Source organism: Streptomyces sp. NPDC107575, from assembly GCF_055657265.1.
In genome coordinates this window covers 1059362-1085541 of record NZ_JBVKBG010000001.1, presented here as the reverse complement: position 1 = coordinate 1085541, position 26180 = coordinate 1059362, and the positions used below count along the sequence as shown (strand labels likewise).

Here is a 26180-nt window from a genome sequence, read left to right as displayed (position 1 = left end):
GTCGCCATGTCCCGCCCCCACGTGTTGCTTTCCGCCGCTGTGTCGCTCGACGGGTGCCTCGACGACACCGGGCCCGAGCGGCTGCTGCTGTCCGGCGCCGAGGACTTCGAGCGGGTGGACGCGGTGCGGGCGGCGAGCGACGCGATCCTCGTCGGGGCGGGGACACTGCGCGCGGACCGGCCCCGGCTGCTGGTCAACTCCGAAGCGCGGCGCGCCAAGCGGGTCGACGACGGGCGGCCCGCCTACCCGCTGAAGGTGGCGGTGACGGCCTCGGGGGACCTGGATCCGGGCGACCCGTTCTGGACCACGGGCGGCGAACGGCTCGTGTACACCACGGAATCCGGTGCCACGCTCGCGCACACGCGCGTAGGTGGCGCGGCGGACGTGGTGGAGCTCGGCCCGCACCTCGACTTGGCGGCGCTCCTCGACGACCTCGGTACGCGCGGGGTGCGGCGGCTGCTCGTCGAGGGCGGCGCGCGCGTGCACACCCAGTTGCTGCAGCTGGGCCTCGCGGACGAACTGCGGCTCGCCGTCGCCCCGTTGGTGGTCAGCGAGCCGGGCGCGCCGCGCCTGTTCGGGCCCGGCTCCTATCCCGGCGGGCCGCGCAGCCGGATGCGGGTGCTCGGCACGGAACGGGTCGGGGACGTGATCGTCACCCGGTACGCGCCGACCGTCCCCGGTCCCGGGGGGACCGCCACCGCCGCGGACCGGCACTGGCTGCGCCTGGCCTGCGAACTGGCCGCCGAGTGCCCGCCGTCGAGGACCGCGTTCAGCGTCGGCGCCGTGGTCGTCGCGGACGACGGCACGGAACTGGCGCGCGGCTACTCGCGCGAGGGCGAGGACCCCGTGGTGCACGCCGAGGAGGCCGCGCTCGGCAAGCTCGCCGCCGACGACCCGCGCCTGGCCGCGGCCACCGTCTACAGCAGCCTGGAGCCGTGCGCCCACCGTGCCTCGCGTCCGAAGCCCTGCGCCCGGCTCATCGTCGAGGCGGGGGTCCGCCGTGTGGTGACGGCGTGGCGGGAGCCGGACACCTTCGTGCCGGGCGCCGACGGGATCGGGCTGCTCGCCTCAGCGGGCGTCACCGTGGTGGAGGTCCCGGAGCTGGCCGACGCGGCGGTGCTCCCCAACCGCCACCTTGTCACGGCCGCTCCGTAGCGGGTACGCGCGCGTGCCGAGGCGCACGACCACGACGGCCGTGAGGCCGAGGACGAGCCCGATCGCCGTGCGCACTCCGAAGGGCTCGCCGAACATCAGCGCGCCCCACACGGCGGTCACGGGCGCCATCAGAAACATCAAGGTGTTGACCTGCGTGAGGCCGCGGCGCCGCAGCACGAGCCAGTAGAGGCCGTAGCCGCCGAACGTCGACAGGCCGACGAGCCAGGCGACCGCCAGCCAGAAGGACGGATCGGCGGGCGGCGCGGCCTCGCCGAGCGCGACCGCGAGGCCGGTGAAGACGACGGCGCTGGTGGCGCAGTGCACGGTCAGCGCGACCATCGGCTCGACCCTGGTGCGCGAGCGGCTCTCCACGAAGGTGGCCGCGACCAGCGACAGCATCCCGAGGAACGGGACACCGTAGGCCCACCACGGGACGCCCGTGACGGCGCCCGCGTCGGCCGTGGTGACGACCACGACCCCGGCGAGCCCCAGGCACAGGCCGAGCCACTGGCGCGCGGTGACGTACTGCCGCAGCAGCGGTCCGGCGAGGGCTCCCGCGACCAGGGGCTGGGTGCCGTCGATGAGGGCGGTGGTGCCGCTGGAGACGCCGAGCTGGATGGCGTAGTAGACGGTCAGCAGGTATCCGCTCTGCGAGAGGGCGCCGACGACGACCTGCCGCCCGACCGTGCGCGCTCCGAGCCCGCGCCACCGTTCCCTGCCGGTCGCGACCGCGACGGCACCCAGGACCAGCGCCAGCGGCAGGAACCGCCACATGAGCGTGGTCACGGCGCTCGCGTCGCCGGCGCCGAGCTTGGCCCCGATGAAGCCGGAGCTCCAGGTCAGGACGAATCCGATGGACAGAAGGACGTTCATGGCGCGGCCACCGCCTCGCGTGGTCGGGTTCAGGTCGAGGGCCGTACGGCCCGGGTATACCGATCGGCTTACCTGGCGCCACTATACAGATCGGTATAGCCTGGAGGCATGCGTACGACGACGAACCCCGCCCCGCCGGCCGTCGATCCGGACCGGCCCGACCTCACACCGGCCGCGCGCAGGGTCCTGGAGACCGCCTCGCGGCTGTTCTACGAGCGCGGCATCCACGCGGTCGGCGTGGACCTGATCGCGGCCGAGGCGGGTGTCACGAAGAAGACGCTCTACGACCGGTTCGGCTCCAAGGAGCAGATCGTCGTCGACTATCTGGCGACCCGTGACGCCCGCTGGCGCGCCTATCTCGCCCGCCACCACGAGGACGCCGAACTCTCCCCCGCCGACCGGGTGCTGGCCGTCTTCGACGCCTCCCAGGAGTGGATGCGCGACAACAGCGGCAAGGGCTGCAGCATGGTCAACGCCCACGCGGAGATCAGCGACCCCGCGCACCCCGCGTACGCGGTGATCACCGGTCAGAAGCGGTGGATGCTGGAGCTGTTCACCCGGCTCGCGGGGGACGTGGCGCCGGATTCCGCAAGGGAGTTGGGGCGTTCCCTGATGCTGCTGCACGAGGGGGCGCTGGTCTCGGACGGCCTGGACGTGTTCCCGGACGCGTTCGGGCGGGCGCGGCGGATGGCCGCGTTCCTGCTGTCCGCGGCGAAGGACGCGCGGTGACGGCGACGACCTGGCAGGCCGGGGCTCCTGGCGTGCTGCGGCTGCCCTCGGGGCGGCTCGTGCGCGGCAGAGGGCTGCGCGATCCGCTGCCGACCGGCCCCGTCCCGACGTACGGCGTCTACCTCCTGGGCGCCGAACCCCCGCCCGTGGACTGGGAGTCGACGTGGTTGCGCTGGCCCGACTTCCGGCTCCCCGCCGACCGGGCACGCGCGCGTACGGTGCTCGCCGAGACCTGGCGGCGCTGCGCGCACGAGCGGGTGGAACTGGCGTGCGTGGGTGGACGCGGTCGTACGGGAACGGCGCTCGCGTGTCTAGCGGTGCTGGACGGAGTACCGGCGGACGTGGCCGTCGCCTACGTACGCGAGCACTACAGGCGTGAGGCGGTTGAGACGCCGTGGCAGAAGAGGTACGTACGGAGGTTCGCAGCTTCGTGAAAAGGGCGTGATCAGCGTCCTCTGTGGCATTTCGTAGTCATGGGAAGGAGGCCTCCCCATGACGACGAGGTCCGTACTGCCCCGGTGGGCGAGGGCCGCGCGACTCCCCCTGTGGGCGAAGGCGGCGGTCGTGCTCCTCGTGGTGCTCGCGGTCGTGTTCACCGCCCTGGGCATGGTGCACCGCCTGGGCGGCGTGTTCGGCACCGAGACGCACGACCGCTCGGGGCCCGCGCTGCTCAAGTCCGTGCGGGACCTGAGCCGTTACGACGCGGCGGCCGGGAACTACCAGGTGGTGGTCGACCTGGACAAGGACTCCAAGTACCTGCCGGACGCCATCCAGGGCACGCGCACGCTCTACATCGGTGCGGGCAGCGTGAACGCGTACGTGGACCTGGGCCGGGTCGGCCCGGGCGACGTCCGCGTGAACGACGACCGGACCTCCGCGACGCTGCGTCTGCCGCACGCCCGGCTCGCCGCGCCCGTGCTCGACACGGACCGCTCGTACGCCGTGGCGAAGCAGCGCGGCCTGCTCGACCGGCTCGGCGACCTCTTCTCCGACAACCCGGGCGACGAGAAGGCGGTGCGCCAACTCGCCGCCCGGCACATCGGCGAGGCCGCGCGGGACAGCCACCTCACGGGCCGCGCCGAGCGCAACACGACCGAGATGCTCCGGGGCCTGCTGGGCTCCCTGGGCTTCCGCGACGTGAACGTCTCCTACGGGACGTGACCAGGGGCCCTCGGCAGGCCCCTGGCGCAGACGCCCGGACTAGCGCAGATGCCGGGCGAAGAACGCGGCCGCGTCCTCCCCCGCGGACCGCGGGACGCCCGTGTGGCCGCCCATGTTGGCGAGCAGCGTCTTCTCCTTGGAGCCGAAGGCGTCGAACAGGTCGAGGGCGGCCTGTCGGTCGTTGCCCTCGTCGTCCCACTGCAGCAGGACGTGCAGCGGGATGGTGACCCGGCGGGCCTCCTCGAACATGGCGCGGGGCACGAAGCTCCCGGCGAAGAGGCCGGCGGCCACGATCCTCGGTTCGATCGCCGCGAGGCGGACGCCGATGGAGATCACGCCGCCCGAGTAGGCGACCGGGCCGCCGATCTCCGGCTGGGCGAGCAGGGCGTCCAGGGCGGCCTGCCACTCCGGGACCGACTTCTCGACGAGCGGGAGGATCACGGCGTCGATGATCTCGTCACCGACCGGCTCCCCGGCCTGCAGGGCGCGGCGCAGGTCGGCGCGCGCCTGTTCGGCGGCGGGCCAACGGGGCCGCTCACCGCAGCCGGGAAGCTCGATGGTCGCCGTGGCGAAGCCCTCCTCCGCGGAGCGCTGTGCCCTGCCCAGGAGCCGCGGGTACATCCTGTTCAGGCCGAGCGTGGGGTGGCCGAGCAGGATCAGCGGAACGGGCGCGGACGCCGACGCGGAGGCGGGTGTCCACAGGATGCCGGGGATGTCGCCGAGGGTGAAGGAGCGCTCGACGACGCCGTCGTCGAGACGCTGTTCAGAAGTGAAATGCATGGTCGTGCCTTTCGGGAGAGCACAGAGACGGCGCTCCCGGGCGACGACCTATCGCCCGACCGTGACCCCGGAGGAGAGCACCCACGTCGATTCGTTCACGGGTACCACCTCCTCGTTCTCTCGCACGGCCTCCGAAAGGTTAGCACCGGACGCGGACCGCCGCCCCGGACACCCGTACGCGGGGGTCCCCCGCGCTGAGGTCGACCTCCAGCAGGGACGGGCGGCCCATGTCGTGGCCCTGGTGCAGTGTCAGATGCGCCTCGTCGGGCACGAGGCCCAGGGCGCGGGCGTACGCGCCGAAGGCGGCGGCCGCCGCGCCGGTGGCGGCGTCCTCCACGACGCCGCCGACCGGGAACGGGTCGCGCACGTGGAAGGTGGTCGGGTTCTCGCGCCACACCAGCTGCACGGTCGTCAGGTCGAGCCGGCGCATGAGGGTCAGCAGGGCCTCGAAGTCGTAGTCCAGATCGGCCAGCCGGTCCCGGGCTGCCGCCGCGAGGACCAGGTGCCGCACGCCCGCGTAGGCGATCCTCGGCGGCAGCGCGGAGTCCAACTCGTCGGCCTGCCAGCCGAGCGCGGCGAGCGCCTCGCGCACATCCTCGGGTGCCGCGTCGTGCACGCGCGGCTCCACGCTGGTGAGGGTGGCCTTGAGGACGCCGTGCTCGCTGCTGACGACGACCGGCACGCGCCCGGCCGCGGTGTGGAACTCGAAGTCCCCCGTGCCGAACTGCTCGCCGAGCGCCACCGCGGCGGCGACGGTGGCGTGGCCGCAGAAGTCGACCTCGGCCTTGGGGCTGAAGTACCGCAGCGTGAAGGACCGCTTGTCGTCCGGGTCGGGTCCCGGCGTGAGGAACGCGGACTCGGAGTAGCCGAGGTCGGCGGCGATCGCGACCATCTCGCGCTCGCCGAGCCCGGTCGCGTCGAGCACGACACCGGCGCCGTTGCCGCCGTCCGGGCTCGTCGAGAACGCGGTGTAGTGCAGCACTTTCGGGGCGGCCGGGGTCGGCGCGGTGTTCGTCATGGAGGCGGGGCCTTTCACGCGGGCGGTGCTGTCCTGGATGCGGTCTCCCCGACCAACGCCCGTTGCCCCGCGCCGGATTCCCCGGTCAGTGCCGCGACATCAGGCGCACGTGAAGTTCCTGTTCCTGGTCGCCGGAGGCGGCGGTCGCCTCGGTGAGGGTGAAGGCGGACGTCAGCGCCGCGCGCACATGGTCCAGGGCCTCGGGGCCGCCCTGGATGTCCGCAGTGACCGCCTCGGCCAGGGGCGCCGCCTCGGAGGGCGCCGGCAGGGAACCGGCGTCCACGGTGGTGAGCCAGACCGTCGCGTCGTCGTCGGGGCGGTCCGTGGGGGTGCGGTCCGAGGGGAAGGCGGTGCACAGCACGCGCAGGACCTTGGCGGCGTCCTGTGGTGTGCAGTCGCTGAGGGCGACGCCCACCACCGCGGGTGCGAAGCCGTGGACGGGAGGCGTGTCGGTCATGGTGCTTCTCCCTATTCGTCGCCGGTACCCGGACCGTGGTCCGAGGTCGTTTGCGGGTACCGGCGACGCGTCGGGTCAAACCCCATGTCAGGAGGGGCGTGTACCGATGACGACCGTGGCGTACAGGTCCTCGTCCGCGACCACGCGCGCGTGCAGGCCAGCCGAGCGCACGGCCGCCCACGCCGCGGCGGCCTGGCGCTCGCTGGTCTCCACGAAGAGGTGTCCGCCGGGCGCCAGCCAGTCCGGGGCCTCGCCCGCCACCCTGCGCAGCACGTCGAGGCCGTCGTGCCCGCCGTCGAGGGCGATGCGCCGCTCGTGCTCGCGGGCCTCGGGCGGCAACAGCGCGACGTCGCCGGTCGGGACGTAGGGCCCGTTCGCCACCAGGGTGTCGACGTGGCCCCTGAGGTCGGCGGGCAGCGGCGCGTACAGGTCGCCTTCGTGGACCTCCCCGCCGAGCGGGGCGAGGTTGCGGCGGGCGCAGCGCGCGGCCGCGGGGTCGAGGTCGGCCGCGTGCAGCCGGGCCGGGCGGCGGGCGGCCAGGACGGCGGCCACGGCGCCCGTGCCGCAGCACAGGTCGACGACGACGGCGCCGGGCGGCGTACGGGTGAGGGCCTGGCGGGCCAGGAACTCGGTGCGGCGGCGCGGCACGAAGACGGTGGGGTCGACGGCGACGCGCAGCCCGCAGAACTCCGCCCAGCCGACGACGTGTTCCAGGGGCAGTCCGCTCGCGCGGCGCTCGACCATGGCCGCCAGTTCGGCGGCGTCGCGGGCGCTGGAGCGCAGGACGCGCGCCTCGTCCTCGGCGAAGACGCAGCCGGCGGCACGCAGCGACGCGACCAGCGAGGCCGTGTCGGTGGGAAGGAGCGAGTCGGTCGAAGGGGAAAGCGGCATAAGCGGGTGGCCTCTCGGGATGCCGAGGGGGCTCCCGGTCACCGCACGGCCGAGGCCACGCTCAGCGCGAGCGGGCGGGGCGTACGGCGGGAGAAGGGAGCTCCCGACCTGACACAACGGTGATCGGACTCACCTCCTCGTTCCCTCGCGGTGCTGCACGGAGCGGCCACATTACCCCACCGAACACCGCGTCCGATTGCCGCCAGCACCCGGCGCCGGAGCCGACGAGGCTGGTGTCCTGGCCGCCACCGCCCACCTACGGAGACGCACAGCCATGACCGGCACCACCACCGCCACGCACGCGCGCGTGGAGGCCCTCGACTGGGCCGCCCTCGGCGCGGAACTCGACGCGTTCGGGCATGCGCTCACCCCGGATCCCGTGCTCACCGCCGAGGAGTGCCGCTCCGTCGCGGCGCTCTACGACGACGTGCACCGGTTCCGGTCGACGATCGACATGGAGCGCTACCGGTTCGGCCGCGGCCAGTACCGCTACTTCGACCACCCGCTGCCCGAGCTCGTACGGGAGCTGCGTGCGGCGTTCTATCCGCGGCTGCTGCCCGTCGCGCGCGAGTGGGCGCGGCGCCTGAACAGGGCCGCGCCGTGGCCCGACACCCTCGACGAGTGGCTCGACCAGTGCCACGCGGCGGGCCAGACCCGGCCGACACCGATCCTGCTGCGCTACGGGCCGGGCGACTGGAACGCGCTGCACCGCGACATCTACGGCGAGCTGGTGTTCCCGCTGCAGGTCGTGATCGGTCTGGACGAGCCGGGTGTCGACTTCACCGGCGGCGAGTTCCTGATGACCGAGCAGCGGGCGCGTGCCCAGTCGCGCGGCCACTCGACCACGCTGCTCCAGGGGCACGCCCTGGTGTTCACGACGCGTGACCGGCCTGTGCGCTCGGTGCGCGGCTGGTCGAACGGTCCGATGCGGCACGGCGTGAGCACGGTCCGCTCCGGCCGTCGCCACACCCTGGGGCTCGTGCTCCACGACGCGGAATGAGCCACGGCCCCGTCATCCCGGTCCCGTAACCCCGCCCGCCTCTCGACTGGACCAGCACACCGGGCATATCGTTGATTAAGCGGAGGACTCGGACACCTGGGGGTGTCGCCATGGTGCAGGAACTGGCGATCGCGGGCGTGGCACTGGTGTGCGTCCTGCTGGTGTACGCGGCGGCAGCGGCCCGGGTGGTGAAGCAGTACGAGCGCGGTGTCGTGTTCCGCCTGGGACGGCTGGCGGGCAGCGCGCGCGAGCCGGGGTTCACGATGGTCGTGCCGATGATCGACCGGCTGCGCAAGGTCAACATGCAGATCGTGACGATGCCGGTGCCCGCGCAGGACGGCATCACGCGGGACAACGTCACGGTGCGCGTCGACGCGGTCATCTACTTCAAGGTCGTCGACCCGGCGAACGCGCTGATCCAGGTCGAGGACTACCGGTTCGCCGTCTCCCAGATGGCGCAGACCTCGCTGCGCTCCATCATCGGCAAGAGCGACCTCGACGATCTGCTGTCGAACCGCGAGAAGCTCAACCAGGGCCTGGAGCTGATGATCGACAGCCCGGCCGTCGGCTGGGGCGTGCAGATCGACCGCGTCGAGATCAAGGACGTGTCGCTGCCGGAGACCATGAAGCGCTCGATGGCCCGGCAGGCCGAGGCCGACCGTGAGCGCCGCGCGCGTGTCATCAACGCCGACGCCGAGCTGCAGGCCTCGAAGAAGCTCGCCGCGGCCGCGAAGGAGATGTCGGCGCAGCCCGCAGCCCTGCAACTCCGCCTCCTGCAGACCGTGGTGGCGGTCGCCGCCGAGAAGAACTCGACACTGGTGCTGCCGTTCCCCGTCGAGCTGCTGCGCTTCCTGGAGCGGGCACAGCAGCAGCCCCAGCCGCCCGCTTCGTGAGCGACTTCAGCGGGCTCCGGCCGGGTTGACGTCCTCGCCGAGGTAGGTGCCGTAGCCCTCGGCGACGAGCGGTCCTTCGAAGACGAGCACCTCGTTGACGAGGCCGCCCTTCTGGTTGCGGTAGTTGATGACCAGGCTGTTCACGCCCACGTAGCTGCCCACCACCTCGAACCGAAGGTCGGGGATGCGCCGGAGCCCCTCCGCCCAGTAGGCGCGCAGCGCTTCCTTGCCGCGCATGACGCCGTCGCCGCCGAGCAGTTGGGCGGCGACCGGCGAGCTGAACGTCACGTCGTCCGCGAAGTGGGCCAGCAGGGCGTCCAGGTCGTGCGCGTTCCACGCCGACACCCAGGAGTCGACGAACGTCCGCGCGGTCACATGATCCATGCACGCATTATGGCGCCCACGGGCTCAACTCCTGCGCAGCGCCCGGTCCGTCACCGTCAGGCCCACCAGGAGCACACCGAGGACGACGGAGACGCCGGCCATCAGGTGCAGCCCGCTGTCGCTGGCGCGCTGCCCGTAGGCGAGGGCGATCAGGCTCGACGCGGTGATGGCGCCGATGTACTGGGCAGTGCGCTGGAGCCCGGCGGCGGAGCCGATGTCGGCCGCGGGGGCGTGCTCCTGCACGGCGGCCTGGTTGCAGGTGCCGACGAACCCCTGCGGGATGCCGAAGCACGCGCCCGCGAGCAGCAGCAGCGCCAGCGGTGTGTCGCCGTCGAGGAACACCAGCAGGCCGGCGCCCGCGGTCAGCAGCACGCCTGCGGTGACGAGCGGGGCGCGGATGCCCTTGGTGCGGGCGCCGAGCAGCGAGCACACCAGTGCCGTGAGCGACATCGGGAGCATCAGGAGCCCGGTGTGCCCGGAGGAGAAGCCGCGCGCCTCCTCCAACCACTGGGTGAAGCCGTACATGACGCAGTAGATGAGCAGATAGCTCAGGCCGTGGCGCAGGTACGTGCGGGCCAGCGGGCCGTTGCCCGCGAGCATGCGGACGTCGATGAACGGCGCCCTGCTGCGCAGTTGCCACCACACCAGCACGCCGGTGAGCACGACGAAGGGCGCGAGCAGCCACCACATGGGGTCGGACAGGTCGAGAAGGAAGAACACCAGGACGGTGAGGGCCGTGGTGAACAGGCCGATGCCGAGCGGGTCGAGGGCGGGGCGCGGCGCCGGTTCCCCGTCCGTGGAGCGCGGAGGGTCGCGCGGGATCCACAGCAGGGCGGAGGCGAACGCGATCGCCGCCACCGGCACGTTGACCGCGAAGATGCCGCGCCAGCCGACGACCATGACGAGCAGTCCGCCGAGCGTCGGGCCGACCGCCGCGCTGCCGAGCGCGGCGAAGGAGAGCCGGGCCATGACCGGGCGCGGCGGGCGGCGGCCCACCCGGCGGCCCTCGTCGCGCAGCACGGCCATCGCGGCCGGGTAGGCGGCGGAGGTCCCGATGCCGAGGAGCAGCCGGGAGACGATGAGCCAGCCGAAGGCGGGCGCCAGCGCGCCGACGACCCCGGAGACGCATACGACGACGAGCCCTGCCAGGAACACGCGGCGCGGGCCGAGGGTGTCGGCGAGCTTGCCGAGGACGGGCTGGGCGACGGCGCTCGCCAGGTAGAGGACGGAGATCAGCCAGGCCGTGTCGGCGGCGCCGATCCCGAAGTCGTGCCCGATCGCCACCAGGGCGGTGGAGATCATCGTGGTGTTGAGCGGGTTGAGCACGGAGCCGAGGAGCAGGGGCGCCGTGAGCCGGGCCCTGAATCCCTGCAGGCGCGCGGGAGCCTCACCGTCGCCCGTGACGACGGCCGGGTCTCCCACGCCCTGTGTCACTTGCGCACCAGCCGTTCGAGGAGCGCGGTGGCCTCGGCGAGGGTGTGCCGCTCGGCGGCGTCGAGTTCGTCGGTGAGCGCCTGGGTGAGCCAGCCGTGCTTGGCGGCCCGGACGGCGTCGAGGGTGGCGCGGCCGCTGTCGGTGATCGACACGACGGACTGCCGCCCGTCGGTCGGGTCCGGCGCGCGCGAGACGAAGCCCTGCTCCTCCAGTGCGCCGAGGGTGAGCCGCATGGACTGCGGCCGTACGTACTCGCCGCGGGCGAGCGCCGCGGTCGTGCCGGGGCCCTCCGACTCCAGGCGGGCGAGGACGGTGCGCTGGGTGGGGGTGAGCAGGCTGTCCGGCGACGCGCTGCGCAGCCGGCGCGAGAGCCGGCCGACGACGGTGGCGAGATCGGCGGCGAGCTGCCCGGTGGGCGGCTCGTCCCCTGCGGCTGACTGCGTAGCTGACATGTCGACACCGTACGAGGTAGACAGGAAGCCTTGCAAGTTACCCTTATGACCCTCGCGGGCTCGCCTGCGCCGGTCCCGGGCCGGTCACAGCCCGATCGCCCCCACCAGCGCCCGGGCGCACAGGTCCCGCACCTGCTCGCGCGTGAGCTGGGAGGCGTCCAGCCAGTCGAGGCAGACGGCGACGAGGAACGCGAGCCAGCCGCGCACCGCGAGGCGCAGCACCTCCGGCGCGGGGAGACTGTCGGCGATGTGCGGGTCCGCCGCGAGGGCGGCCATGATCTGCTCCTCGTGCGCGGCGAGCCCCTCCTGGTACGCCGCGCGCACGGCCGGATCGCCCGCCGCCTCGGCGCGGTGGAAGGCACGGAAGCCGTGCGCGTGCGTGGCGACGTATTCGAGGAAGGTGTCGAGCCCCGTGCCGAGCTGGTCACGGACGGGGATGCCCGGCACGGCCGCCGTCAGACGCAGCATCCGCCGGCTCTCGCGCTCCACGACGGCGGCGAAGAAGTCCCGCTTGTTCGGGAAGTAGTGGTACAGCAGCCCGCGCGAGACGCCGGCGATCTCCGCGACCTCCTCGATCCATACGTCGCCGTAGGGGGCCTGCGCGAACAACTTGGCACCCACGGCGAGCAGTTGCTCGCGGCGCTCCTGCGTACTGAGTCTGCGCCGGGTGCGCTCCCCCGTCGCCGACACTCCCGCTCGCTCCCTGGCCATGAGGCGCACCCTACTGGACCCGCCGCCTCTTACTTGACGTGAGTTCAATAACAGGCACAGACTGTGGCCCGTTATTGAATCCACGTCTAACAGTGTGGTCCGGGTGCTCCAACGGGGCATCGGTGCAAGGGAGATGGACACGATGACGACGCCGCAGGTGACGCAGGCCGCGGGCACCCCGCTGCCGCGAGGTTTTCGCAGTGCCGAGCAAGGGTGGCCGCGCCTGGACCGCATCCCGCACCCCTCCCGCCGGGTCCCGTTCATCGGTGACGTGGTCGGGGCGAACGTCCGCTCCCCGCTGCAGGATTCGATGAAGCTCGCCGCAGAACTCGGGCCGATCTTCCGGCGCAAGGGGTTCGGCAAGGAGATCGTGTTTGTGTCGGGCGCGGAGCTCGCGGCGGAGCTGGCCGACGAGTCGCGGTTCGCCAAGCACGTCGGACTCGGCGTCGCGAATCTGCGCCCCGTCGCGGGCGACGGCCTGTTCACCGCGTACAACCACGAGCCCAACTGGCAGCTCGCGCACGACATCCTCGCGCCGGGCTTCAGCCGCGACGCGATGGCCGGCTACCACCCGCTGATGCTGGACGTGGCGGGACAGCTCATGGCCTCCTGGGACACGAGCGAGGCCGCGGGCCGCACGGTCGACGTGCCCGGCGACATGACCAAGCTGACCCTGGAGACGATCGCCCGGACCGGGTTCGGGCACGACTTCGGGTCGTTCGAGCGCGAGCGGCCGCACCCGTTCGTGACGGCGATGGTCGGTGCGCTGACGTTCGCGCAGCGCCGCAACGTCGTGCCGCCGCTGCTGTCCGTGCTGCTGCGCGGCGCGGAGAAGCGCAACGCGGCGGACCGGGCGTATCTGAACCGCACGGTCGACGAGGTGGTCGCGGCGCGCCGCGCCTCCGACGGCGGGCCCGGCGACCTGCTCGACCGGATGCTGGAGGTGACGCACCCGGAGACCGGCGAGCGGCTCTCGCCGGAGAACATCCGCCGCCAGGTCATCACGTTCCTGGTGGCCGGGCACGAGACGACGTCGGGCGCGCTGTCCTTCGCGCTGCACTACCTCGCACAGAACCCCGAGGTCCTCGCGAAGGCGCGCGACGAGGTCGACCGGGTGTGGGGCGACGCCGACGTCCCGGCGTACGAACAGGTCGCCAAGCTGCGCTACCTGCGGCGGGTGCTGGACGAATCGCTGCGCCTGTGGCCGACCGCACCCGCGTTCGCACGCGAGGCGCTCGCGGACACGACGCTCGGCGGCACTCACCCGATGCGGCGCGGCGCGTGGGCGCTGGTCCTGACGACGATGCTGCACCGCGACCCGGACGCGTGGGGCGAGAACCCGGAGACCTTCGACCCGGAACGGTTCACCCCGCAGGCGGTCCGCGCCCGCCCCGCCCACGTCTTCAAGCCGTTCGGCACGGGTGCCCGCGCCTGCATCGGCCGCCAGTTCGCCCTGCACGAGGCGACGTTGGTACTGGGCCTGCTGCTGCGCCGCTACGACCTGCGCCCGGAGCCCGACTACCGCCTCGCGATCACGGAGCGGTTGACGCTGATGCCGCGAGGCCTGCGGCTGCGGCTGACGCGCAGGTGACCTGTCCGGGGCTCCGACGCCCCGCATAGGGTGCGTCAATGAGTGACCCCACCACGGACCTGCCGGACGACAGACCGGCCGGTGAGCAACTGCAGAGCAGTGGCGCCTCGTTCGCCCGCGTCGAGGGCATCGACGGGACACCTCGTACGCGCGCGTGCACAGCCGCACTCCCCGTGGGCGACGCCATCGAACTGCGCTCGGTGCACTACGCGTACGAGGGCGGCGACGATGTCGTCCACGGAGTGGACCTGACCGTGCGGCCGGGCGAACGGCTCGCCGTGGTCGGCCCGTCCGGGGCGGGCAAGACCACCCTGAGCAAGCTCATCGCGGCGATCGACGCGCCGCGTTCCGGCACAGTCAGCGTGGGCGGCGTGCCGGTCACCGCGCTCGCGCCCGAACAGCTCCGTCGGCACATCGTCCTGGTCACGCAGGAGCACCACGTGTTCCTCGGCTCGGTCCGCGACAACCTGCGCATCGCCGCGCCCGATGCGGACGACGCGGACCTGAGCGCGGCGCTCACGGCGGTCGGCGCCGACGACTGGGCCGGCGCGCTCCCCCACGGCCTGGACACGGAGCTCGGCGCCGGCGCCCTGCGCCTGGACGGTCCGCAGGCGCAGCAGCTGGCGCTGGCCCGGGTGGTCCTTGCGGACCCGCACACCGTCGTCCTCGACGAGGCGACCGCCCTGCTCGACCCGACGACCGCCCGCCACACCGAGCGCGCCCTGGCAGCGGTCCTCCACGGCCGCACGGTCATCGCCGTCGCCCACCGCCTGCACACGGCGCACGACGCGGACCGGGTCGCGGTCATGGAGGACGGCCGGCTGACCGAACTCGGCCCGCACGCGGAACTGGTGGCAGCGGGCGGCGCGTATGCGGCGCTGTGGCGGTCCTGGCACGGGACGCGGACGTAAGCCTCCCGTCGGGCTACTCGTCCGGCGCCGCCGCCAGCGACGCCACGTCCAGTACCCCGTCCAACTCCGCGAGCACGGCGACCAGGTGCGGGACGTCGGCCGCTCCCTCGATCTCCATACGGACGGCCATCGTCCCGGACCGGCCCCGGCCGGGTTCCCAGTCGGCGCTACCGCCCCGCAGTTCGACGACCCGGAAGCCGCGGCTCGTGCACTCCTCCAGTACGCGGGGGAGCACGCTGGAGCCGACCCGGTAGGCGAGGTGCAGGCCCGTGCGCCGCTCCGTCGCGAGGGACGGGACGCGGCGCGTCAGCCACGGGTAGCCGCGGACGACCAGGAAATGACAGGCGGTCGCGGCGATGGCGAGCAAGGGGAGACCGCCGCCGCACGCCATCCCTATGGCGCACGTCAGCCAGACGGTCGCCGCGGTGGTCAGTCCACGCACCGCGTCGCGCCGCACGAAGATGAGACCGCCGCCGATGAAGCCGATGCCGGAGACGATCTGCGCGGCGACACGCGACGGGTCGAACGACACGCCGTCCATGCCGAGCACGGAGTTGAACCCGTGCTGCGACACCTCCATGAACAGCGCGCTTCCCACGCCGACGAGGGTGTGCGTGCGCAGCCCCGCGCTCTTCTGCTGGACGGCGCGCTCCGCCCCGATCAGCGTGGAGAGCACCAGGGCGAGCCCCAACTCGGCGAGCTGGCGCAGGCCTTGTCCGGCGGCCGGGTCGAACAGCGAGAACGCGAACGGCGACGACACGAGCGGTCCCTCCTCTCCCTTGAGTGGATCTTCCCGAGGGTAGTCCCGCGTCGTCGCGGCCGGATTGTCAGACCCATGCGCAAGAGTGGAGTCATGAACGGGACCAGGAACCACGGACAGCTGACCATGAACCCCGAGTTGGCCGCGGCACAGGCCTGCCTGCGCCTCATGCACACGGCCCGCGCGGCGCTCTCCGCCTCCGAGTCTCCGGCCACGGCGGCGGTCCTCACCGTGCCGATCGCCGAGGCCGACGAGGCGCTCAGCAGGGCGGGCCTCGCGGGCAACGAGGCGTGGCTGCTGGAGCGGATCTATGGGCTGGGACTGGAGGCCGAGTCGCCCTAGCATCGTGCTCCGCACGCGGTGTGTCGGTCGCGTTCCGGCGCATCGGCCGTCATCTGGCTTGCAGGGAGCACGACATGAGCACTGTCTCCTCGGATCCGCCGCACCGCATCGACCCGTCGGGCGGCTGCCCGCACGCGCGCAACGCCCGGTTGCGCGCGCAGGGCGCGGTGGCCCCCGTCGTGCTGCCCGATGAAGTCCAGGGCATGCTCGTGCTGGGCCACGAGGCGCTGAAGGAGTTCCTCGGGCACAGTGATGTGGCCAAGGACGCCCGCCACTTCACGGCGCTCGCCGAGGGCCGCATACCGGCGGGATGGCCGCTGCGGACGTTCGCGACGGTGCGCGGGATGACGACGGCCGACGGCGAGGACCACCGGCGGCTGCGGTCCCTGGTGAGCCGGGCCTTCACGGCGCGGCGGGTGGAGGCGCTGCGCCCGCGGGTCGAGGCTCTGACGGACGAACTGCTGGACGCACTGGCCGCGGCGGCGCGGGCCGGGGACGGGGTGGCCGATCTGCGCACGCATTTCGCGCTGCCGCTGCCCATGGGGGTGATCTGTGAGCTCTTCGGCGTGGACGCGGAGTTCAGGGACACGCTGCACCGTCTGTCCAGCGAGGTCGTGGCCACGAACATCGAACCGGCAAGAGCCGTGGCCGCCAACCAGGAGATGGTGTCGGTACTGGCCGAGGTGGTCGCCTCCCGCGTCAGGGAGCCGGGCGACGATCTGACGAGCGCGCTGCTCGCGGCACACGAGGCGGACGGCGACCGGCTCAGCCGTGAGGAGTTGCTCGGCACGCTCATCCTGTTCGTCGTGGCGGGGCATGAGACGACGCTGAACTTGATCACGAATGCGGTACGCGCGCTGTGCGCCCACCGCGAGCAGCTGGCCCTGGTGCGCGACGGCGCGGCGGGCTGGCCGGATGTCGTGGAGGAGACGCTGCGTTGGGACAGCCCGGTCAGCTACTTCCCGTTCCGCTACCCGACGCGGGACCTGACGGTCGACGGCACGCTGATACCGAAGGGCACACCGGTGCTCGCCGGTTACTCGGGGGCGGGCCGCGACCCGGCGGCGCACGGCCCGGACGCCGGCCGCTTCGACGTCACGCGCGCCCGGCAGGCCCGGCATCTCTCGCTCGGGCACGGAGCGCACTACTGTCTGGGCGCCCCGCTGGCGCGGATCGAGGCGACAGTGGCCCTGGAGCGCCTGTTCACCCGGTTCCCCGCGCTCGACCTGGCCGTTCCCGAGGAGGAGCTCCCGGTGAATTCCAGCTTCGTGGGCAACAGCGTGCGCGAACTCCCGGTGCGCCCCGGCGCGGACAGCCACGATGCCGAGGGAGGCGGCTGAGGACTACCTCCTGCGGACGCCCTCGAGCACCGACGCGGCTCCCAGCGACGCCACTGCGGCGGCCAGCGAGCCGAAGAAGAGCCCCTCGAACAGCACGCTGTTCGCTCCCTCGACGGTCCCGTCCGCGTGTGCGCACGACTTCTCGAAGGGGAAGCCGGACGTGCGCAGGTCTTCGCAGCGGTTCTGCAGGTCCTCGTTGAGCACGTTCGCGTTGACCCACGACAGTGCCCACAGGAGGAGGAAGATCCCGCCGAAGGCGCAGACGGCTCCCCAGAGGCGGTTCAGCTGGGCGTCGCGCATGCCGTGGCTCGTCATCCGCCGGAGCCTACGCGTCCCGCCGGCCACGGCTCATGGGATCTGCGAAGCGGGAATCCCCGAGGTGGAGGCCTCCCTGCGACACTGGCCCGATGGATGATCACCGCGTCGACACCTACCTCCGTCGCATCGGTGCCGAGCGGCCCCCGGCGCCGACCGCGGGCGCGTTGCGGGCGCTGCATCTGGCGCATCTGCGCGCCGTGCCCTTCGAGAACCTCTCCGTGCACCTGGGCGAGGAGATCGTCCTCGACGCGGACGCGCTCGTGTCGAAGCTCGTGGATCGTGGCCGCGGCGGGTTCTGTTACGAGCTCAACGGCGCGTTCGGGGCTCTACTCACGGCCCTCGGGTTCGAGGTGACACCGCTTCAGGCACGGGTCGCGGGAAAGGACGGCCGGCTCGGCATCCCGTACGACCACATGGCGTTGCGCGTACGTACCGCGCAGGGGACGACGTGGCTCGCCGACGTCGGGTTCGGCACGCACACCCACTATCCGCTGGCCTTCGACGAGCGGGCCGATCAGCCCGATCCGGGCGGTGTGTTCCGGATCGAGGGCGCCGACGCGGATGCGGTCGAGGGCGCCGCCGATGACGACCTCCTCGTGCTGAGGGACGGCGACGTGCAGTATCTGCTGGAGCAACGGCCGCGTGCGCTGCGGGACTTCGAGGCGGGCGCCTGGTACCACCGCACCTCGCCCGCCTCCCACTTCACACGGTCCCTCGTCTGTTCGCTGCTCACCGAGGACGGCCGGATCACCCTCAGCGGTCATACGCTCACGGCCACCGTCGACGGCGAGCGCACGGTCACCGAGCTCCCCACCGACGCCTCCGTCCTCGAGGCCTACGACCAGCACTTCGGCATCGTTCTCGATCACGTACCGCCCGAACCGAATTCCCCGGAGGGCTGACGCCCGACACCGCCCGCTGGTTATGCTCGGCCGAAGCGTTCAGCGAAACGCTCAAACGAACAGCGGGACCAGCGGGACACGAGGGGGCCACCAGCATGCGCGAACCGGTCGATCTCAGGCGGCAGCGGATTCTCGCCGCCGTGCAGGCGCGCGGCGCGACGCGGGTCAGCGATCTGGCCACGGAGCTCGCGGTGTCGGTGGTGACACTCCGCCGCGACGTGGAGGAGCTCGCACGCGCGGGCAAACTCCGCCGCGGCCACGGCATCGCCCGCCCGATCCTGCCCGAGCAGGACGAGGGCCACGGTCGGCGGCACGAGCAGGGCGAAACCCCGGAGTCGGCCCCCGACCTCGGCCCGGACGGCGGCCCCGTCGCCGTCGTCGTCCCCGAGCGGCACGCGTATCTGTACGAGATGCTGCACGGCGCCCGCACCGCCTTCGAGGAGGCCGGGGTCAGGATCGCCCTGCACATCGCCCCCGCGGCGCCGGGCGCCGAACAGCCCCTCGTGGAGCGGGCGCTGGCGGACGGCGCCCGCGGGCTCCTGATCGCCCCGCGCTGGCGCAGCCTCGCCACCGAGGAGGCCGACTACGCCTGGCTCGCGCGCGTCGACGTCCCGACGGTGGTGATGGAGCGCAGGCCGCGCCGGGGCAGCGCGCTGCACGCCGTGGACACCGTCTGCACCGACCACTGGTACGGCGTCCACCTCGCCGTCGAGCACCTCACGGGCCTCGGCCACCGCCGCATCGTGCTCGCGGCGCGCGACGACAGCCCGACGGCGCGCGCGGTGCGTGCGGCGTTCGCCGAGATCGCGGCGGACCATCCGCGGGTCGACAAGTGGGACGTCGCCCTCAGCTCCCCCACCGCCGTCCCCGAACCGGAGGCGGAGCACACCGAGAAGCCGCTCGAACTTCCGCCGCTGCTGGAGGAGTTGGATGCCACGGGTGTCCTGCTGCACGGCGACGTCGACGCGCTGATGCTCGTCCAGTCGCTGCGCGACGCGGGGATCCGGGTCCCGGAGGACTGCTCCGCGATCGCGTACGACGACGTGGTCGCCGGGCTCGGCAGCACTCCCCTGACGGCCGTCTCCCCGCCGAAGGCGGAGGTCGGCCGGGCGGCGGCCGAGCAGCTGCTGCGCCGCCTGGGCCGGGGCGCGGGAGCCGGCCCCGCGCACCGGGTCGAGCTGCTCCCGACGCTCAAGGTGCGCGGTTCCACCCGGTCCGCCCCGTATCGCGGGCCGCTCCCCTCAACACCCGCCCCACAGTGAGCGTTTGACCGTTTCATTTTCTTCTGATCGATCTATTGACCGTATCTCGTGAACCGATCAGGATTCCCGTGACTCGAACACGCAGGAGCCGCGGGAGGCGCCCATGCCTGGTCGACAGAGCCGTCGATCGATGCTCGCCGCGATCACCGCGCTGCCCCTGACGGGCGCCCTGAGCGCCTGCAGCGGGAACGACAGCGCGGCGTCGGCAAGCTCCAGTTCACGCAGGACAGGCAAGACGACCATCACCTTCTGGTCCGCCCTTCGCGGCAGCCAGGAAGTGGTGGACGAGTTCAACAAGACCCACGACCACATCCAGGTCGACTACCAACAGGTCCCGTCCGGCACCCAGGGCGGCTATCTGAAGCTCAGCAACGCGGCGCGCGCGGGCAACGCCCCCGACGTCGCCACCATCGAGTATCCGCAGCTGCCGGGCTTCGCCATCGACGGCGTCACCCGCGACATCACCGGGCTCATCAGCGACAAGCTGCGCCGCAAGCTGCTTCCGCAGGCGCTCGGCCTGACGACGTTCGAGAAGCACACGTTCAGCGTGCCGCTCGACGTCGAGCCGATGGTGATGCACTACCGCAAGGACCTGTTCGACAAGTACGGCTTCGACGTCCCCACCACCTGGGACGAGTTCGCCGACCTGGCGCGCAAGGTGCGGCGCACGGGCGGCGGTCGCAGGCTCACGCTGTTCCCCACCGACGGGATGACACAGTTCGCCGCCTGGGCCTGCCAGGCGGGCGCCCAGTGGTTCGACACCTCGCACGGCGCGTGGAACGTCTCCATGGCGGACGCCCCGACCCGGAAGGTCGCCGCGTACTGGCAGCGTCTCATCGACGAGGGACTCGTCTACACCAACGCCTCCAGCGCCCGGATCGCCGACGCGCAGATCGGCAACGGCCTGGTCCTCACCCGGCTCAGCGGGGCCTGGGACGCGGGCGCGCAGATGAACGCGCGCCCCGAGCAGAAGGGCCTGTGGCGCATCGCGCCGCTGCCCCAGTGGACACCGGACAAGCCGTCCCTGGGCACCCACGGCGGCTCCACGTTCGCCATCACGAAGGACAGCACGAAGCCCGAGGCCGCCATGGAGTTCATCGAGTGGCAGGTCTCGCACCCCGACGCCCTCAAGGCCCGCCTGTCCAGCGGCGCGAGCAGCCAGTACCCGGCCGTGAGCGATCTGGTCCCGGTCGGCAGCAAGGGGTTCGACAAGGCCTACTACGGCGGCCAGGACATCTACCGGCTGTTCGAGGAGGAGGCGCACAAGATCCGCGACGGCTGGGTCTGGGGTCCGCGCATGACCGCGACCGGCTATGTCATGCAGGACGCCTTCGCCCGCGCCGGCGCCGGTTCCGGCACCCTGCTGTCCGCCGCGCGCGCCGCGCAGGAGGGCACGATGCCCGACCTGAAGGCGCTCGGCCTCAAGACCACCACCCGATCCACGTGACCGCCCGCACCCCGAAAGGCAGGTGACCCATGACCGCGACTACAGCCCAAGCCCCCACGGCCCCGCCCGCCCCGCAGGAGGTGAGGGACGACGCGCGCAAGGCACAGCGGGCGGCCAAGCGCCGCCGCGGCGGTGCGGCCGGCGTCCTGATGGCGCCGTTCTTCGTCCTCCTCACGCTCGTCTTCCTCATCCCGGTCGGCACCGCGGTGTGGATGAGCTTCTTCAGCGACGACCAGCCGGGCCTCGGCTTCGGCCCCGAACGCAGCGTCTTCGTGGGCCTGCGCTCGTACGCCGCCGTGATCACCGACCCGACCTTCCTGGGCGGTCTCGGCACGGTCGGCCTGTACTGCGTGATCTACATCCCGCTGATGGTGATCGGCTCGCTCGCCCTGGCGCTGCTGCTCGACTCCGGTGTCGTACGGCTGCGGTCCTGGGCCCAGTTGGGCCTGTTCCTGCCGCACGCGGTGCCCGGCATCATCGCCGCCCTGATCTGGCTGTACCTCTACACGCCCGGCATCAGCCCGGTCGTCGAGGCACTCGGCAAGGCGGACATCCAGATCGACTTCCTCGGCCTGCACACCACGCTGCCGTCGATCGTGAACATCGCCCTGTGGTCGAACCTCGGCTACAACATGGTCATCTTCTACGCGGCCCTGCAGGCGGTCCCCCGCGAGGTCCTGGAGGCGTCCGTCGTGGACGGCGCGGGGCCCGTGCGCACCGCGCTGCAGGTGAAGACGCCGCTGGTGCGCTCCTCCGTGGTGATGGTCGCGATGTTCACGCTGATCTGGGCGCTGCAGCTGTTCACCGAACCCATGCTGCTGCACCAGTCCTCGCAGATGGTCGACACCCGGTTCTCGCCGAGCATGTACATCTACGACGCGGCCTTCAGCCGCAACAACTACTCGCTCGCGGCCGCCGCCTCGGTGATCCTGCTGATCATCACCATCGCCGTCTCCTACGGGGTCACCCGCTGGACCAACCGCATCAACTCGGCCGAGGAGGACGCCCGATGAGCGCCACCGACTCCACCCTCCTTCGCCCCCGGATGCTGGGGCGCGCGACGGTCAACGTCGTCGTCGCGATCTCCGTCCTCTACACGCTGCTCCCGGTCCTGTGGCTGGTCCTCGCCTCTGCCAAGTCCCGCGACGCGCTGTTCAGCAGCAGCATCCTGTCGTTCAGCGACTTCTCGTTCGTGCAGAACCTCAAGGACCTGTTCGCGATGGACGGCGGCCTCTACAGCCGCTGGTACGGCAACAGCCTGCTGTACGCGGTGCTCGGCGCGGCGATCGGCGCGCTGATCAGCGTCGCGGCGGGCTACGCCTTCGACAAGTACCACTTCCGGCACAAGGAGAAGCTGTTCGGCCTGGTGCTCGCGGCGGTCATGGTGCCGCAGACGGTGCTCGCGCTCCCGCTGTACCTGATCGCGTCGGCTGCCGGCGTCGTGAACACCTTCTGGTCGGTGTTCATCCCGGTCCTGTTCAACCCGTTCGGCGTGTACCTCGGCCGGATCTTCGCGCAGGGCTATGTACCGAACGAGGTCCTGGAGGCCGCGCGCGTCGACGGCGCCAGCGAACTGGCGACGTACTTCAAGGTCGCGCTGCGGATGCTGGGCCCCGGCCTGGTGACCGTCTTCCTCTTCCAGCTCACCACGATCTGGAACAACTTCTTCCTGCCGATGGTGATGCTGTCGGACCAGGATCTGTATCCCGTCAGCCTCGGCCTGTTCCAATGGAACAGCCAGGCGACCGTCTCGCCCGAGTACTACCCGGTGGTGATCATGGGCTCGCTCCTCGCGGTCCTTCCTCTCGTCCTCGCGTTCGTCTTCCTCCAGCGGTTCTGGCGGTCCGGCCTCACGGCGGGGGCGGTCAAGTGAGCAAGCCCCGCGTGGCGCTGGCCATGTCCCCCCAGGCCGCGGCGGCCGTCTTCGCGCCGCGGTCCATGGCCGCGCTCACAAAGGTCTGCGACCTCGCGCCCCTGCCCGTGCTCGACGATCTGACGACGGTGCGGGCCAAGGAGGTGCTGGCCGACGTCGAGGTGCTCGTCACGGGCTGGGGCTGTCCGCCGCTCGACGCCGACGTACTGGCGGCGGCGCCCGCGCTGAAGGCCGTGGTGCACTCCGCCGGTTCGGTGCGCGGGCATGTCACCGACGCCTGCTGGGAGCGGGGCATCGCGGTGTCGTCGGCGGCCGCGGCCAACGCGCTGCCGGTCGCCGAGTACACCCTCGCGATGATCCTGCTGCACGGCAAGCACGTCCTGGAGCGGGCCCGCGAGTTCCGCCGCCTGCGCGAGCGCGGCGACTGGCTGCTGACCTCGCACGAGGTGGGCAACTACCGCCGCACGGTGGGCATCCTGTCCGCCTCGCTCATCGGCCGCCGGGTGATCGAACTGCTGCGCCCCTTCGACTTCGAGGTGCTGCTGCACGACCCGTACGTCTCCGATGAGGACGCGGCGGAGCTCGGCGTGGTGCGGGTGGGCCTGCCCGAACTCTTCACGCGCAGCGACCTGTTGAGCGTGCACACGCCGCTGCTGGCCACCACGACGGGGCTGGTCAGCAGGGAGTTGCTGAGTTCGATGCGGCCGGGCGCCACGCTCATCAACACCGCGCGGGGCGCCGTCGTCGACCAGGACGCCCTGACCGACGTGGTCCGCGCGGGCCGCATCCGCGCGGTCCTCGACGTGACGGACCCGGAGGTGCTGCCCGCGGACCACCCGCTGTGGGACTGCCCCGACGCGCTGATCACCCCGCATCTGGCCGGCTCCCAGGGCAGCGAGTGGGAGCGCCTCGCCGACACCGCGGTCGGCGAGGTGACGCGCTGGGCCGCGGGCGACGGTTTCGCCCATCCCGTACGACGCGAAAGGCTGGCGTTCCTCGCATGAGCATGAACACCACCCCGTTCGACCTCCCCGCCGAAGACCGCGAGTTGAGCCCCTACACCGGTTTCACGCGGGCGCACTGGGAGGCCGTCGCCGACGGGCTGCTCGGGGCCGCCTGGCGGTGGGCGACACCCGAGGGCGCGCTGCTCGACCTGCCGGGCCGGCCCTCGGGGTCCGGTGTCCGCTCGGACGGGCTGGAGGGCTATGCCCGTACGTTCCTGGCGGCCGGCTTCCGGGTCGCGGGCGCACAGGGCAAGGATCCGCACGGCTGGCTCGACCGGTACGCGAGCGGCCTCGCCGCGGGCACCCGCACGCCGGGGCGCGACGACGCCGAGTCCTGGCCGCTGATCCTCGACCACCACATACAGGGCCAGCCGATGGTGGAGTCCGCCTCGGTGGCGCTCGGTCTGTCGCTGACCCGGCCGTGGCTGTGGGACCGGCTCGACGGCGACGTGCAGGACCGGGCGGAGAGGTGGCTGCGCGGCGCGATCACGCACACGCCGGCACCGAACAACTGGTACCTGTTCCCCTTCATGGTGGCCTCGTTCCTGGAGTCCGTCGGCCGCTCCGACGCGGCGACGTCGCGCGCCATTCAGCGAGCCCTCGAGCTGATGGAGACCTGGTACGAGGGCGACGGCTGGTACCGCGACGGTGATGGGCGGGCCTTCGACCACTACAACGGGTGGGCGCTGCACCTGTATCCGATGCTGCACGCGCATCTGCAGGGCGACTCCGCGCTTGCGCAGCGGATGGGGCCGCGGCTTCGCGAGCACCTGGAGGGCTTCTCGCTGCTCTTCGGCGGCGACGGGGCGCCGATCCACTTCGGGCGTTCGCTGACCTACCGGTTCGCGGCCTCCGCGGCCGTCGGCATCGGCGCGGTCACCGGGCACACGCCGCTGTCCCCGGGGACGTCACGCCGTCTGATCAGCGGGAACCTGCGCTACTTCCTGGACCGTGGCGGGGTCACCGACGAGGGGCTGCTGAGCCTCGGCTGGCACGGCCCGCACGACGCGACGCTGCAGAACTACTCGGGCCCGGCGTCCCCGTACTGGGCGTCGAAGGGCTTCGTCGCGCTCCTTGCGGGAGAGGACGATCCGCTGTGGACGGCGCCCGAGGAGGAGGCGCCGAGCGAGGGCCCCGACCGGGTGCTCGCGCTGCCCGCGCCGGGGCTGCTGGTGCAGTCGACGCGGGCGGACGGGATCGTACGGCTGCACAATCACGGCAGCGACCACGTCCGCCCGTTCGAGGGCGAGGACGCGTCCGCCGTCGACGTCCTCTACAGCCGCCAGGCCTACTCCACCCACACCGGGCCCACGTCCCCGGCCAACGCGGCGGACAACCAGCTGTCGTTGGAGTGCGGCGGCGTCGGGAGCGTGCGGCGCCGCATCCATCCGCTGGGGGCGGGTCAGGGCGAGGGCTGGGGCTGGGCGGCGTCCTGGCACCGGCCGGTGTTCACGTCGGGTCCGCCGATGGTGCCGGGGCTTCGCGTGGAGAGCGTGACCGTGGCACGCGGCGCGTACGAGCTGCGGGTGCACCGGGTGATCGGCGCCCCGCACGGGGCGCGTGTGACCCTCACCGGCTGGGCCACGGAAGCCTTGCACTCGGAGCTGGTCGGCCTGCACGGCTGGGAGCTGCGGGACGAGGTGCGCGCGCCGCAGGGCACGGCGTACGAGCCGTGGGTGCGGGTGCCGCACCTCGCGGCGGACGTGGAGGGGACGGCGGTCCTCGTGGCGCTGGCCTCACTCGGCGCCGAGCAGCCGGGAGCGCCGCTCGCGGACGCGGTGTCCGACGTCGACGTCCTGGACGGCGAGTTGAGGGTGCGCTGGGCCGACGGGGCGCGCACCACCGTCGCGTTCGAGCCGCTGCGGGTTCAGCAGGACTGACAGGACTGAGACGTCGGCTGAGCGGGCGGCGCCAGTTGGGCCTCCACGGCGGGGGCGTAGCGGTCGACGAGCGTCTCGATGTCCGCGGCCCGTACGTGCGGGCCGCGGGCGATGCCGTACATGACGCCGAGGCCGAGCAGCAGGGACACGGCGAGTTCGGCGCGCAGGGGCGCGTCGTCGCCGGGCAGGCGCCGCGCGAGCCGTTCGCAGACCTGGGCGCGGAAGTTGGCGCGCAGGATGTCTCCCTGCTCGCCGTGGAGCGGGGCGAAGACGATGCGCAGGATCGGGTCGCTGCCCCGCTCGGCCTGGCCGGTCAGGACGTGCCGGACCATGTGGCGGCCCAGGTCCGCGGGCGGGGCGTCGAGGAAGGACTCCACGTCGGCCTCGAAGTTCATGACGCGCGAGAAGAGGGCGTCCTTGCTGCCGAAGTACTTGAGGACGAGCGGCGGGCTGACCCCGGCCCGGTCGGCGACGGCCTTGAGGGTGATGTCGCCGTGCGCGTGCCGGGCCAGCAGGTGCCGGGCCGCCCTGACGATGGCGGCCTTGGTCGCCTCCGCGTCGCGCCGCCCTGTGCCGGGCCGCTGCTCGCCGGCGGGGACCGCGGTCATCGCC

The 26180-nt window shown here is 72.4% G+C and carries 27 protein-coding genes and 2 pseudogenes; 17 read left to right on the top strand and 12 right to left on the bottom strand.

Translation table 11 applies throughout. The features are described from left to right. Nucleotides 1-6: 6 nt before the first annotated feature. Entirely contained in the window at nt 7-1155 is a 1149-nt protein-coding gene (locus ACZ7L4_RS05075) for a dihydrofolate reductase family protein (protein WP_472099777.1), read from the top strand. Here the strand turns inward: ACZ7L4_RS05075 and ACZ7L4_RS05070 are convergent. Continuing rightward, nucleotides 1069-2028, bottom strand: a complete 960-nt coding sequence (locus ACZ7L4_RS05070; protein WP_472099775.1) for a DMT family transporter — start codon at nt 2026-2028, stop codon at nt 1069-1071. The two genes, ACZ7L4_RS05075 and ACZ7L4_RS05070, sit on opposite strands and share 87 nt — an antisense overlap. A gap of 108 nt (nt 2029-2136) precedes the next feature. Between ACZ7L4_RS05070 and ACZ7L4_RS05065 the strand changes: the two genes are divergently transcribed. Genes ACZ7L4_RS05065 through ACZ7L4_RS05055 form a run of 3 tightly spaced genes read left to right on the top strand, consistent with a single transcriptional unit; the run spans nt 2137 to nt 3918 of the window. Then, the gene (locus ACZ7L4_RS05065; RefSeq protein ID WP_472099773.1) at nt 2137-2757 is read left to right on the top strand and encodes a TetR/AcrR family transcriptional regulator; all 621 of its coding nucleotides are present in this window, start codon (nt 2137-2139) and stop codon (nt 2755-2757) included. Then, entirely contained in the window at nt 2754-3191 is a 438-nt protein-coding gene (locus ACZ7L4_RS05060) for a protein-tyrosine phosphatase family protein (protein WP_472099771.1), read from the top strand. Before ACZ7L4_RS05065 ends, ACZ7L4_RS05060 begins: the two co-directional genes overlap by 4 nt. Nucleotides 3192-3249: 58 nt before the next feature. Then, a complete protein-coding gene (locus ACZ7L4_RS05055) occupies nt 3250-3918 on the top strand; it encodes a DUF4230 domain-containing protein (RefSeq protein WP_472099769.1) in 669 nt (222 codons plus the stop codon). Between the two features lie 39 nt (nt 3919-3957). Here the strand turns inward: ACZ7L4_RS05055 and ACZ7L4_RS05050 are convergent, their stop codons facing one another. From ACZ7L4_RS05050 to ACZ7L4_RS05035, 4 genes are all read right to left on the bottom strand, one after another. Continuing rightward, nucleotides 3958-4698, bottom strand: a complete 741-nt coding sequence (locus ACZ7L4_RS05050; RefSeq protein WP_472099767.1) for a dienelactone hydrolase family protein — start codon at nt 4696-4698, stop codon at nt 3958-3960. A gap of 139 nt (nt 4699-4837) precedes the next feature. Further along, entirely contained in the window at nt 4838-5716 is an 879-nt protein-coding gene (locus ACZ7L4_RS05045) for a PhzF family phenazine biosynthesis protein (RefSeq protein WP_472099765.1), read from the bottom strand. Nucleotides 5717-5801: 85 nt separating this feature from the next. After that, nucleotides 5802-6173 (bottom strand): hypothetical protein, encoded by a 372-nt coding sequence (locus ACZ7L4_RS05040; protein WP_472099763.1) that lies wholly within the window; start codon nt 6171-6173, stop codon nt 5802-5804. A gap of 87 nt (nt 6174-6260) precedes the next feature. Beyond that, nucleotides 6261-7064, bottom strand: coding sequence for a putative protein N(5)-glutamine methyltransferase (locus ACZ7L4_RS05035; protein WP_472099761.1), 804 nt, complete (start codon nt 7062-7064; stop codon nt 6261-6263). A gap of 274 nt (nt 7065-7338) precedes the next feature. On the opposite strand from ACZ7L4_RS05035, the gene ACZ7L4_RS05030 reads away from it, so the two are divergent. Then, the gene (locus tag ACZ7L4_RS05030) at nt 7339-8064 is read left to right on the top strand and encodes a 2OG-Fe(II) oxygenase (protein WP_472099759.1); all 726 of its coding nucleotides are present in this window, start codon (nt 7339-7341) and stop codon (nt 8062-8064) included. Between the two features lie 110 nt (nt 8065-8174). Then, nucleotides 8175-8951 (top strand): annotated as a pseudogene (locus tag ACZ7L4_RS05025) (slipin family protein); the annotation flags it as partial. Between the two features lie 12 nt (nt 8952-8963). On the opposite strand, the gene ACZ7L4_RS05020 reads toward ACZ7L4_RS05025, so the two are convergent. The 4 genes from ACZ7L4_RS05020 to ACZ7L4_RS05005 form a co-directional block, all read right to left on the bottom strand. Continuing rightward, nucleotides 8964-9341: a nuclear transport factor 2 family protein gene (locus ACZ7L4_RS05020; protein WP_472099758.1), complete on the bottom strand. Its 378-nt coding sequence runs from the start codon at nt 9339-9341 to the stop codon at nt 8964-8966. A gap of 24 nt (nt 9342-9365) precedes the next feature. Next, nucleotides 9366-10775 (bottom strand): MFS transporter, encoded by a 1410-nt coding sequence (locus tag ACZ7L4_RS05015; RefSeq protein WP_472099756.1) that lies wholly within the window; start codon nt 10773-10775, stop codon nt 9366-9368. Continuing rightward, nucleotides 10772-11227, bottom strand: a complete 456-nt coding sequence (locus tag ACZ7L4_RS05010) for a MarR family winged helix-turn-helix transcriptional regulator (RefSeq protein WP_450815773.1) — start codon at nt 11225-11227, stop codon at nt 10772-10774. Before ACZ7L4_RS05010 ends, ACZ7L4_RS05015 begins: the two co-directional genes overlap by 4 nt. 84 nt (nt 11228-11311) lie before the next feature. Further along, the gene (locus ACZ7L4_RS05005) at nt 11312-11938 is read right to left on the bottom strand and encodes a TetR/AcrR family transcriptional regulator (protein WP_472099754.1); all 627 of its coding nucleotides are present in this window, start codon (nt 11936-11938) and stop codon (nt 11312-11314) included. A 142-nt stretch (nt 11939-12080) separates the two neighbouring features. Here ACZ7L4_RS05005 and ACZ7L4_RS05000 point away from each other — a divergent pair, with 142 nt between their 5' ends. Continuing rightward, nucleotides 12081-13529 (top strand): cytochrome P450, encoded by a 1449-nt coding sequence (locus tag ACZ7L4_RS05000; RefSeq protein ID WP_472099753.1) that lies wholly within the window; start codon nt 12081-12083, stop codon nt 13527-13529. Nucleotides 13530-13612: 83 nt separating this feature from the next. Further along, nucleotides 13613-14440, top strand: a pseudogene (locus ACZ7L4_RS04995) (ABC transporter ATP-binding protein); the annotation flags it as partial. A gap of 13 nt (nt 14441-14453) precedes the next feature. On the opposite strand, the gene ACZ7L4_RS04990 reads toward ACZ7L4_RS04995, so the two are convergent. Then, nucleotides 14454-15200 carry an MgtC/SapB family protein gene (locus ACZ7L4_RS04990; RefSeq protein ID WP_472099751.1) on the bottom strand — a complete coding sequence of 249 codons (747 nt, stop codon included), beginning with the start codon at nt 15198-15200 and terminating at the stop codon, nt 14454-14456. A gap of 93 nt (nt 15201-15293) precedes the next feature. Here ACZ7L4_RS04990 and ACZ7L4_RS04985 point away from each other — a divergent pair, with 93 nt between their 5' ends. Together ACZ7L4_RS04985 and ACZ7L4_RS04980 are read left to right on the top strand one after the other, a co-directional pair. Beyond that, complete coding sequence (locus tag ACZ7L4_RS04985) at nt 15294-15542, top strand: hypothetical protein (protein ID WP_472099749.1); 249 nt, start codon at nt 15294-15296, stop codon at nt 15540-15542. Nucleotides 15543-15616: 74 nt separating this feature from the next. Next, nucleotides 15617-16882: a cytochrome P450 family protein gene (locus ACZ7L4_RS04980; RefSeq protein ID WP_472099747.1), complete on the top strand. Its 1266-nt coding sequence runs from the start codon at nt 15617-15619 to the stop codon at nt 16880-16882. Between the two features lie 3 nt (nt 16883-16885). On the opposite strand, the gene ACZ7L4_RS04975 is transcribed toward ACZ7L4_RS04980, so the two are convergent. Next, entirely contained in the window at nt 16886-17197 is a 312-nt protein-coding gene (locus ACZ7L4_RS04975) for a hypothetical protein (protein ID WP_472099746.1), read from the bottom strand. 92 nt (nt 17198-17289) lie between these two features. On the opposite strand from ACZ7L4_RS04975, the gene ACZ7L4_RS04970 reads away from it, so the two are divergent. From ACZ7L4_RS04970 to ACZ7L4_RS04940, 7 genes are all read left to right on the top strand, one after another. Then, nucleotides 17290-18102 carry an arylamine N-acetyltransferase family protein gene (locus ACZ7L4_RS04970; RefSeq protein WP_472099744.1) on the top strand — a complete coding sequence of 271 codons (813 nt, stop codon included), beginning with the start codon at nt 17290-17292 and terminating at the stop codon, nt 18100-18102. A 95-nt stretch (nt 18103-18197) separates the two neighbouring features. Next, nucleotides 18198-19364, top strand: coding sequence for a substrate-binding domain-containing protein (locus ACZ7L4_RS04965; RefSeq protein ID WP_472099742.1), 1167 nt, complete (start codon nt 18198-18200; stop codon nt 19362-19364). A 103-nt stretch (nt 19365-19467) separates the two neighbouring features. After that, entirely contained in the window at nt 19468-20811 is a 1344-nt protein-coding gene (locus ACZ7L4_RS04960) for an ABC transporter substrate-binding protein (protein ID WP_472099740.1), read from the top strand. 29 nt (nt 20812-20840) lie between these two features. Further along, nucleotides 20841-21824 carry a carbohydrate ABC transporter permease gene (locus ACZ7L4_RS04955; RefSeq protein WP_472099738.1) on the top strand — a complete coding sequence of 328 codons (984 nt, stop codon included), beginning with the start codon at nt 20841-20843 and terminating at the stop codon, nt 21822-21824. Beyond that, nucleotides 21821-22684, top strand: coding sequence for a carbohydrate ABC transporter permease (locus ACZ7L4_RS04950; protein ID WP_472099736.1), 864 nt, complete (start codon nt 21821-21823; stop codon nt 22682-22684). The genes ACZ7L4_RS04955 and ACZ7L4_RS04950 overlap by 4 nt, the downstream gene beginning before the upstream one ends. Before the next feature lie 23 nt (nt 22685-22707). Next, nucleotides 22708-23688 (top strand): hydroxyacid dehydrogenase, encoded by a 981-nt coding sequence (locus ACZ7L4_RS04945; protein WP_472100400.1) that lies wholly within the window; start codon nt 22708-22710, stop codon nt 23686-23688. Nucleotides 23689-23690: 2 nt separating this feature from the next. Then, a complete protein-coding gene (locus ACZ7L4_RS04940) occupies nt 23691-25568 on the top strand; it encodes a DUF2264 domain-containing protein (protein WP_472100399.1) in 1878 nt (625 codons plus the stop codon). On the opposite strand, the gene ACZ7L4_RS04935 is transcribed toward ACZ7L4_RS04940, so the two are convergent. Continuing rightward, nucleotides 25556-26176 carry a TetR/AcrR family transcriptional regulator gene (locus ACZ7L4_RS04935; protein WP_472099735.1) on the bottom strand — a complete coding sequence of 207 codons (621 nt, stop codon included), beginning with the start codon at nt 26174-26176 and terminating at the stop codon, nt 25556-25558. The genes ACZ7L4_RS04940 and ACZ7L4_RS04935 overlap by 13 nt on opposite strands. Nucleotides 26177-26180 lie beyond the last annotated feature (4 nt).